General features: G+C 74.8%; 9 protein-coding genes and 1 pseudogene. 5 read left to right on the top strand and 5 right to left on the bottom strand.

The genetic code is table 11. From position 1 onward, the window contains the following. The coding region (locus tag VR45_RS29050; RefSeq protein WP_045942825.1) for a hypothetical protein at positions 1-417 on the top strand (417 nt) is incomplete at its 5' end. Positions 418-434: 17 nt separating this feature from the next. On the opposite strand, the gene VR45_RS29045 is transcribed toward VR45_RS29050, so the two are convergent. Next, entirely contained in the window at positions 435-1,103 is a 669-nt protein-coding gene (locus tag VR45_RS29045) for a hypothetical protein (protein ID WP_045942824.1), read from the bottom strand. Positions 1,104-1,365: 262 nt separating this feature from the next. Between VR45_RS29045 and VR45_RS29040 the strand changes: the two genes are divergently transcribed. The 3 genes from VR45_RS29040 (at position 1,366) to VR45_RS29030 (ending at position 4,718) form a co-directional block, all read left to right on the top strand. After that, on the top strand, positions 1,366-2,262 hold the full coding sequence (locus VR45_RS29040) for a glutaminase (protein WP_286163520.1): 897 nt from the start codon (positions 1,366-1,368) through the stop codon (positions 2,260-2,262). Between the two features lie 326 nt (positions 2,263-2,588). Further along, the gene (locus tag VR45_RS29035; RefSeq protein ID WP_052709463.1) at positions 2,589-3,656 is read left to right on the top strand and encodes a phosphatidylinositol-specific phospholipase C domain-containing protein; all 1,068 of its coding nucleotides are present in this window, start codon (positions 2,589-2,591) and stop codon (positions 3,654-3,656) included. Between the two features lie 135 nt (positions 3,657-3,791). Next, positions 3,792-4,718 (top strand): aminoglycoside phosphotransferase family protein, encoded by a 927-nt coding sequence (locus VR45_RS29030; protein WP_045942823.1) that lies wholly within the window; start codon positions 3,792-3,794, stop codon positions 4,716-4,718. Positions 4,719-4,777: 59 nt separating this feature from the next. Here VR45_RS29030 and VR45_RS29025 read toward each other — a convergent pair whose 3' ends face one another. Continuing rightward, on the bottom strand, positions 4,778-5,314 hold the full coding sequence (locus tag VR45_RS29025; protein WP_045942822.1) for a GNAT family protein: 537 nt from the start codon (positions 5,312-5,314) through the stop codon (positions 4,778-4,780). Between the two features lie 68 nt (positions 5,315-5,382). On the opposite strand from VR45_RS29025, the pseudogene VR45_RS29020 reads away from it, so the two are divergent. Then, positions 5,383-6,382, top strand: a pseudogene (locus VR45_RS29020) (MsnO8 family LLM class oxidoreductase). Here the strand turns inward: VR45_RS29020 and VR45_RS29015 are convergent. The 3 genes from VR45_RS29015 to VR45_RS29005 all read right to left on the bottom strand — a co-directional run. Further along, on the bottom strand, positions 6,334-7,314 hold the full coding sequence (locus VR45_RS29015; RefSeq protein WP_078896923.1) for an aldo/keto reductase: 981 nt from the start codon (positions 7,312-7,314) through the stop codon (positions 6,334-6,336). The pseudogene VR45_RS29020 and the gene VR45_RS29015 overlap by 49 nt on opposite strands. 2 nt (positions 7,315-7,316) lie before the next feature. Next, positions 7,317-8,426, bottom strand: coding sequence for an NAD-dependent epimerase/dehydratase family protein (locus VR45_RS29010; RefSeq protein ID WP_107084305.1), 1,110 nt, complete (start codon positions 8,424-8,426; stop codon positions 7,317-7,319). 119 nt (positions 8,427-8,545) lie between these two features. Then, on the bottom strand, positions 8,546-9,416 hold an 871-nt coding region (locus VR45_RS29005), incomplete at its 5' end, for a helix-turn-helix transcriptional regulator (RefSeq protein ID WP_052709462.1).

Raw genomic sequence — 9,416 nt, 5'->3', positions numbered from 1 at the left:
GTGAGCGACCGGGCCACGACGCCGCCCGGCGGCTCGTTCACCGTGACGGTGACCCTCACCAACCCCCATGACACCCCGATCCGCTTCGTCTACCAGACCGTCCAGCAGACCTACGACACGTCGACCGACGTCGCGTACGCGGGGCTGAAGTACACGGCGACCGCGTGCAACGGGGTGCCGAACCCCACGGTCTGCGGCAACCCGCAGTCCGGTGCCTTCGGTGCCCTGTTCGCGCTGCCCCTCGCCCCGGGCGCCAGCACCAGTTACACCCTCACCTACACCGTCGACCCGGACTCGGCCTGCGGCAGTGGGCTGAACGTCGACTTCTACTCCTACGTGTACTACGAGTACCAGGGCGGGGCGGCGTTCAACGACGGCCTCACGGGCGTGCGCGGCACCGACGTGCCCTGCTCCTGAGCCCGGTCGGGCACCCGTCAGCCGGGCACCGGCGCGTGCCGGGTGAGCCCGGCCCGGACGGCGACGTCCAGCGCCGGCTCGAAGCGCAGCACCTCGCGGTCGTCGTCCCCGACCCCGGCGGCCGCGAGCAGTTCCGCCACCGCGCCGGCGTCGACGGTGCGCTCCTCGGCGCGGCGCAGGAAGCGCGTCACGGCGGCGGCGAAGGCCGGTTCGTCCTCGCGCAGCACCCACGCCAGCTCCGCCGCCTCGCTGAGGAACAGCTGCTCCGATCCGAGCCACGGCGCGGCGGCGGCCAGACCGTCCTCGGCCAGGGCGTCCGGGTAGGGGATCCGGTGCCAGGCCCCGTCCTGCCACCAGTAGAGGAAGCCGAACAGGTTCCCCTGGGCGTCCTCGCGCAGCTGCTCCCAGGGCAGCCACTCCGGGCCGCCGGCCAGGAAGTCGATCTGCCGGCCGTCGACATGGGTGTGGCTGCCGTCGGAGTCCTGGCCGCAGAACACCGCGTGGCCGTCGTCGACCAGGGTGAGGCGCCACCAGAAGGAGCCGCCGCCCTTCTCGCTCCACACGCCCTGCTCGTCCAGCCAGTGCTCGCGGTTCCCCTGGGCGGCGTCCAGCAGGGCGAGCAGTACGGCGCGCGCCCACACCTGCCCGGCGTCGTCGAGGTCCTCGGGCCGGCTCGGCCTGTGCATGATCGTCGTCCCCTCCGTCGGATGGCGGACAGCCTGCCACAGACCTGTGACAGTCCGGGCGAAACCCCCGAGTCACCTCGGTGGGACCCCGGCGGTACCCCGGCGGGATCCTTGCGACACCCCGGGCCGACACCCCGGTGGGACCCCCGCCTGCGGAGGGCGGACCCGCGACGAGGACAATGGCGCGGTGAACGACACGATCGACCCGCCCCGCGCGCACGGCCCGCAGCAGCCGCAGGACCCGGGCGCGGACTACCAGGACCTGGTCCGGGACGCCATGGCGGCGGCCGTGCGCTCGCCGCTGCGCGGCCGGGTCGCCGACTACATCCCGGCGCTGGCCGAGGCCGACCCGGCGGCCTTCGGGATGGCGATCGCGACCGTGGACGGCCGGGTGTTCGGCGCGGGGGACTGGCAGCAGCCTTTCTCCGTCCAGTCGGTGTCCAAGCTCTTCACCCTCGCGCTCGCGCTGGCCGAGGGCGGCGACGGCCTGTGGAGCGGCGTGGGCCGCGAACCCTCCGGCAACCCGTTCAACTCGCTGGTCCAGCTGGAGACCGAGCACGGCATCCCCCGCAACCCCTTCATCAACGCGGGCGCCCTCGTGGTCACCGACCGCCTGCTGGAGCTCACCGGTGACGCGGTCGGCACCGTCCTGGACTTCCTGCGCGCGGAGTCCGGCGACCCGGCCGTCGCGGTGAACCGCGCGGTCGCCGCCTCCGAGGCCGAGCACGGCCACCGCAATGCCGCCATGGCGCACTTCATGGCCGGCTACGGCAATCTGCGCAATCCGGTCGAGGACGTTCTCACGCACTACTACGCGCACTGCGCGATCGAAACGAGCTGCCGGGACCTGGCCCTGGCCGGCCTCTTCCTCGCCCGCCACGGCGTGCGCGCCGACGGGTCGCGGCTGCTGTCGCGCAGCGAGGCCAAGCGGATCAATGCCGTGCTGCTCACCTGCGGTACCTACGACGCGGCCGGCGAGTTCGCCTACCGGGTGGGCCTGCCCGGCAAGAGCGGGGTCGGCGGCGGCGTCCTGGCGGTGCTGCCGGGCCGGGGCACGGTCTGCACCTGGAGCCCCGGACTGGACGCGGCCGGGAACTCGGTGCTCGGCGTGGCCGCCCTGGACGCCCTGACGACGGCGACCGGCTGGTCCGTCTTCTGATGAGCGCCCAGCCCGCGCCGTCCACGCCGTCCACGCTGCCCGCGCCGTCCAACCGGTCCAACGAGCCCGCGCCGTCCGCCCGGTCCGCCGAGCCCGCGCCGTCGGCCTTACCCGCGGCGGCGTCCGTCCCCGCGCCCCGGGGTCCGCACGGGACGCCCGGCCGGCCCGCCGCCGCAGCGTGCGGTGACGGACCTGCAGCTGACGGTCACACATTTGTTATGTCCCCTTCACCGGTCCGACGACCGGCCCCGTCATGCTCTGCACCGGCGGAAGCCACCGCCGAAGGCGCGCCGGCCCGCAGGCGCACTGACAAGGGGACACCCATCGTGACCGTCCGCCGCACCCTCATCGGCACCCTCGCCGTCGGTCTGCTCGCCGCGGCCGCCGCGCTCGTGCCGATCGGCTCCGCCGCCGAGGCCGCCGAGCGCACCCCCGGCGAGCTCCCGTTCGGCTCCGCCACCACCGTCGGCCTGCACAACACCTACGACCCGGCCGCCTTCGGCTACCTCGCCCAGGGCCTCGACACCGGTACCGGCATGATCGAGCTGGACGCCTGGCCGAACATCGTCACCAAGGAGTGGAAGGTCAGCCACTCCAACCCGCTCGGCAACACCAACAACTGCGTCAGTGCCACCACGCCCTCCCAGCTCTACTCCGGCAGCGGCAACAAGAACCTGGACACCTGCCTCGACGACGTCCGGGTCTGGCTCGCCGCCCACCCCGCCGCTGGTCCGCTGGTGATCAAGCTGGAGCTCAAGCCGGGCTTCTCCGGGAACCGCGGCATGGGCCCGGCCCAGCTGGACGCGCTGATCGCCGCCCACCTCGGCTCCGCCGCGCTGCGCCCGGCAGACCTGCTCGCCAAGCCGGGCGGCGGCAGCTACCCGACCCTCGACGACGCCGCCCGCGCCGGCAACTGGCCGACCAGGGCGGCGCTCGCGGGTCGGGCGTTGGTGTACGTGATCCCCGGTACGGTCGAGCTGGACAACCCCTTCGACACCCTGCACACCGATGTCGAGTACGGCCGCTACCTGCGCGACCTGGCGGCGGCGGGCCGGATCGGAGAGGCCCGGATGTTCCCGACCGCGCTCGGCGCGGCAGCCGGCGACCCGCGCACCCGGTACAGCGAGACCTCGATCCGGCCGTGGTTCGTGGTCTTCGACGGTGACGCCTCCGCCTATGTGAACGGCATCGACACCTCCTGGTACGACACCAACCACTACCTGCTGACGATGACCGACGCCCACAACGTCGCCCCGGCGATCAGCGGCACCGACCCCACCGCCGACCAGGCCCGCGCCCGGGCCGAGCAGCTCGCCCGCGCCCACGCGAGCATCGTCTCCAGTGACTGGCGCAAGCTCCCCGCCGTGCAGTCGCTGGTCCTGCCGCGCGGCTGATCCGCGGTCACCGGGGCGGCGGACGCCAGAACGCGGGTGCCGCCGCTCCGAAGCCCGCGCGTTCACGCCGGTCAGGGGCCGGAACGGGCCGAAATCCGGTTGCCGCCCGGGTGTCCGCCGCCTAACGTCCACCGCATGCTGCCTTTGGTCGAAACCGACGAACAGTGGGATGCGGTCGTCCCGGACGAGGCGGTCATGCGCCCCGGTGTCGAGGACCTCTGCGCCCGCTTGGGGCTGCGCGGGTTCGCCCCGGAGCGCTTCCCCGAGGGCTCCCAGCCGGTCTACGCCCTCGGGGAGGAGCTGGTCCTCAAGCTCTATCCCAAGGCCGCCGCCGAGGACGGCCGCACCGAGGCCCGGGTGCTCGCCCACATCGGCGGCCGACTTCCGGTGCCGACACCGGAGCTGCACGACGCCGGCGAGTACGAGAACGGCTGGCGGTACGTCCTGATGTCCCGGCTGCGCGGTGCCGAACTCGCCCCGGCCTGGGCGGACCTGTCGCCCGCCGACCGGGAGCGGATCGCGGTCGAGGCGGGGGAGGCGCTGGCGGCCCTGCACACGCTCGACCCGGGGCCGCTGGCCGATGTGCTCGGCCCCGGCGACTGGGGCGCCTTCACCGACCGGCAGCGCGCCGGGGCCGTCGGGCGCCAGCGCGAGCGCGGCCTGCCGGACGCCTGGCTGGAGCGGATCCCCGGCTTCCTGGACGCCGCGGACCTGCCGCGCGAGCCCGAACGCGTGCTGCTGCACACCGAGTTCATGCGCCAGCACCTGCTGCTCGACCCGACCACCGGGCGGCTGTCCGGGCTGTTCGACTTCGAGCCCGCGATGATCGGCGACCGGGCGTACGACTTCGTCGGCGTCGGCGTCTTCGTCACCCGGGCCGAACCGGGGCTGATGGCACGGTTCGCGGCCGGGTACGGCCGGGCCGTCGACCCGCGCGCGGCCCTGGCCTGGACGTTGCTGCACGTGTACAGCAACCTGCCCCGCTACCTGCGGGAGGTGCCGCCGCCCCCGGGGGTGGACACCCTGGAGTCGCTCGCCGAGCACTGGTTCGGGCTCGGCTGACGGGAGCGGCGGCAGACCGGGCTCAGGCCCGCCCGGGGCGGCCTGAGCCCGGGCTTCGGCTACGGCTTCCCGTTCCAGTCCTCGGCCAGCAGTCCGAGCACGACCTCGTCCAGGAACTCCCCGCTCACCCAGGCCGAGCGGCGCAGCGTGCCCTCGAGCACGAAGCCCGCGCGGGTGGCGGCGGCGACCATCGGCCGGTTGTCGGCCAGTGTCTCGACCTGGAGGCGGTGCAGGCCGCGCACCGTGAAGCCGTAGTGGCACAGCAGCCGCACTGCCTCGCCCGCCAGTCCGCGTCCGCGGAAGCCGGGCCGCAGGGCGAGGCCGAGGTGGGCGAGCCGGTTGTGGGTGTCGATGCCCCACAGCAGGGCCTCACCGGCCAGTTCGCCGGAGGACAGCTCGACCACGGAGAAGCAGGCCGCGTCCTCCCCGGCCGGTGCCACGGTGTACGGGGACTCGGCGGCGCCGGGGGAGATCGGCCGCCACGGCCGGGAGTCGGCCCGGGAACGGGTGAGTACGTCGTCGTAGAGCTCGCTCTGGAGTACCGCGACGTCGCTGTCGTGGCGGGCGCGAAGGCCGATTCGGTCGTTCTGTAGCATGTCACATTGCTAACAGTCGGAGCCTGCCCCGGCAACAGGTTTTCGCCCGGTGGCGGCCCGGGCGGGGAATGCCTCCGCCGCGGACGGCTGTTGCCAGGCACGTGACCGCCTCGCCCGCCCTGCGCCTCTCCGTACTCGACCGTTCCCGGACCCGCCGGGGGGAGGAGCCCGCACAGGCGCTGCGCGACACCGTGGCCTTCGCGGTGGAGGCCGAGCGGCTCGGCTACCACCGGTTCTGGGTCTCCGAGCACCACGGCGTGCCGGGCGTGGCCGGGTCGGCGCCGACGGTGCTGGCGGCGGCGGTGGCCGCGGCGACCTCGCGGATCAGGGTCGGCACCGGCGGGGTGATGCTCCCCAACCACCGGCCCCTGGTCGTGGCCGAGCAGTTCGGTGTGCTCGCGGCGCTCTTCCCCGGCCGGATCGACATGGGCCTCGGCCGGTCGGTGGGCTTCACCGACGGCGTCCGCCGCGCGCTGGGCCGGGAGAAGGACGCCGCCGACGGGTTCCCGGAGCAACTCGCCGAACTCCTCTCCTGGTTCGACCCCGACGCGCGCGGCCCCGGAGGAGTGCGCGCCCGCCCCGCCGAGGGCCTGGACGTCCCCGCGTACGTGCTGGCCCGCGGCCGTGCGGGGCGAGGAGGCGATGCGGGCCGCGATCGACCGCTACCGGCAGCGCTTCCGGCCCTCCGCCCGCGCCGAGCGGCCCTATGTGGTGGTGTCGGGGACGGTCGCGGTGGCCGGGACCGAGGACCGGGCCCGGGCGCTGCTCGTCCCGGAGGCCTGGTCGAGCGCCCACAGCCGGACCCACGGCGAGTTCTCGCCGCTCGAACCCGTCGAGGAGATCCTCGCCCGGTCGATGGGCGCGCGTGAGCGCACCGCCTTCGAGCAGGCACTCACCGGCCACATCGCCGGCACCCCCGACCAGGCCCTCGACGCACTGACGGGCCTGCTGGAGCGCACCGGCGCGGACGAGTTCATGGTCACCACCAGCACCTACGACCGGGCGGAGCTGCTCACCTCCTACCGCCTGCTGGCCGAGGCGGCCGGGCTGGCGGGGGCGGCCGGGTAGCCGGGGTCGGCGGGGTCGGCGAGGTCGGTGGCGCCGGTGAACGGGCCGTTCAGGGACGCGAGTTCGTCGGCGTCGAGGACGAGCCCGGCCGCCGCCGCGCTGTCGCGGATGCTGGCGGGGCGGCGGGCACCGGGGATCGGGACGACGGTGGGGGAGAGGGCGAGCAGCCACGCCAGGCCGACCTGTTGCGGCGAGACCCCGCGCGCCTCGGCGACGCCGTGGAAGGCGCTGCGCGCCGGGACGCCGTCCGCCGGGACGCCGTCCGCCGGATCGTCCAGCACGCTCCGGGCGAGGCCGCCCAACGGGCTCCACGGCAGGAACGCCAGGCCCAGCCGTTCGGCGAGCCGCAGCTGCGGCAGGGCGCCGCGCTCGGCCGGGGAGAACCGGTTCTGCACCGAGACCAGCCCCGGGCCGAGGATCTCCCGCGCCGTCAGGATCTGCCGCTCGTCGACGTTGGAGATGCCCGCCGCGCGGATCTTCCCCGCGTCCAGGAGTTCGCGCAGGGCTCCCACCGACTCCGCCCAGGGCACCTGGGGGTCGGGCTTGTGCAACTGGTAGAGGTCGATCGCGGCCACGCCGAGACGGCGCAGCGAGTCCTCGCAGGCCCGCCGGAGGTGCTCGGGCCGGCCGTCGACCGTCCACGAGCCGTCCCCCGGGCGGCCGCGCCCGCCCTTGGTGGCGACCAGCACGTTCGCGCGGTCGGCGGGGGAGCGGGTGGCCAGCGCGCGGGCGATCAGAAGCTCGTTGTGGCCGGCCTCGCCGGCGTGCCAGTGGTAGGAGTCCGCGGTGTCGAGCAGGGTGACGCCCGCGTCGATCGCGGCGTGCAGGGTGGTGAGGGCGGCCTCGGGGTCGGGGCGTCCCTCCACCGAGAGCGGCATCGCACCGAGCCCGATCGCGCCGATGCTCCGCTCGCCGAGGGTGCGCTGTCGCACGGTCACACGTCCTTTCCGGTGGTGGTGGGTTCGGTGGGTCCGGTGGCTTCGAGGGCGGCGGCCTCGACGGCGGCGGCCTCGGTCACGGCGGCCGGCAGCCAGGAGTCGAGCGGCGAGAAGGAGAGACCGAGCGATCCGGCCCGCCGGGTGTCCATCGGGTACCAGCGGTCGAAGGAGAACGGCGCGTGGTCCGCGCCCTCGGCGGCCCGGTAGCGGGCGGTCGTGCCGAGCTGCCCGGCGATCAGCTCGGACAGCCCGACCGCGTCCAGCGGCTCCGCCGAGGCGGCGTTGACCGCGCCGACCGAGGACGAGGCGGCGACCGCGACCAGTGCGGCGGCGATCTCCTCGTGCCGGACGAACGAGGTCGGCTGCGGGTGCTCGTGCACCGCGACCGGCCGCCCCGCGGCGACGGCCCCGGTGAAGTGCGCGAGCCGGCCGGTGAAGTCCAGTGCCCCGCCGCCCAGGACGTGGGCGCTGCGCACGCTCGCCCAGCCGAACGGCGGCCGCCCGGCGGCGAGTACGGCCTCGGCCTGGCGCTTGCCCTCCGCGTAGGCGGCGGCTTCGCCGAAGTGCCGGACGAGCGCCGCCGGGTCGTGCCACGGCAGGTCGAGGTCCACCGGCCAGTGCGCCGGGTCGACGGCCTCCTCGGCGACCGGCACCCCGGGCGTGGTGCGGACCAGCGGCGAGGTCGCGGGGTCGTAGACCTCCATGGTCGAGGTCATCACATAGCGCGGGGTCCGGTCGGCGAAGACCCGGCGGGCCACCACCGCCTGGGCGGGCGTGTACAGCACCTGGTCGATCACCGCGTCGAAGGTGCGGTCGCCGAGGGCGGTGGCCAGCGCGTCCTCGTCGTCCCGGTCGGCCCGGACGTGGTCGATGCCGGGCGGCGGCGTGGCGGAGCCCCGGTTGATCAGAGTGACCTCGGTACCGGCGTCGCGCAGCAGGGTGACCAGGTGGCGGCCGAAGTACCTGGTCCCGCCGATCACGGCGACCCGGCGCGGAGCGCGGTTCCGGGCGGTGGCGGCGGTGGTGCTCCCGGTGGCGGTGCTGTCGGCGGTGGTGCTGCTGCTGGTGGTGCTGCCGGTGGCTTCTCGTTCTGCGGGGTGGTTCATGGCCATCACTCTGCCGTCGTACGGTCATCAGCAGAACTGCCGATCTGCTGAACGCGTCATCAGTTGAACTGGTGACCGGGCCGGGTCGGATCGGACCGAGCCGTCCCGCCCCGCGGCCCTCAGAGCCAGCCGCGCCGTGCCGCCTGCACCCCGGCCTGGAAACGGGTGGTGGCACCGAGCCTGGCCAGCAGGGTGGAGACACGCCGCACCACGGTGCGCCGCCCCAGACCCAGCCGCCGCGCGATCGCGTCGTCCGTGGCGCCGCTGGCCATCAGGACGAGGATGCGGCGGTCCCGGTCGTCGAGCTGCAGCCCGGGGCCGGAGGTCGAGGCGGGGACGGCGAGCCGCCAGAGCGTCTCGAAGACCGAGGCCAGGCCGCCGAGCAGGCTGGACGGGCGGACGAGCAGCGAGACGACTCCCACCCGGTCGTCGGCGGGCAGGGTGACGATGGCGAGCTCGTCGTCGCCGAGGGCGAGCTTGAGCGGCGGCTCGTCGAGCGTCCGGGCCTGTTCCCCGGCCTCGATCATCCGCGCCATGTTGGGGCCGGCCACGGGATCGTCGAAGGCGCACCCGCCGTAGATCGAGCGGTAGACGACGCCGGAGGCCATCCGCTGACGTTGCAGCACCTCCTGGTCGAGGTAGTGCGCGGAGTCCCCGGAGTACGGCGGGACGTCGATGACCCGCACCTCGCGGCGGGCGGCGAGCTGCAGCCGCCGTCCGGCGGCAAGGACCTCGGCGCGGTCCTCGACCACCTCCAGGGCGGCGTAGCCGCCGGCACTGCGGCGGGCGAGCCGGTAGAGCCGGTCGAGTTCGGCCCCGGCCCGGCGTGCGTCGGCCCGCCGGGCCGCGTCGCGCTGGAGCGCGGCCTCGACCACCTGGCCCGGGGGCAGCGCCTCCCAGGTGAGCCGCCGGTGGTCGCAGGCCATCACGACGCCCTCCTCGGCGAGTTCGCCCAGCAGGGCGAGCAGGGCGTCCTCGCCGATCCCGGCC

It is taken from the genome of Streptomyces sp. NRRL S-495 (genome assembly GCF_000966955.1).
In the GTDB taxonomy this organism is placed as follows: Bacteria; Actinomycetota; Actinomycetes; order Streptomycetales; family Streptomycetaceae; genus Kitasatospora; species Kitasatospora purpeofusca.
This window is presented reverse-complemented; position numbering and strand designations above follow the sequence as displayed.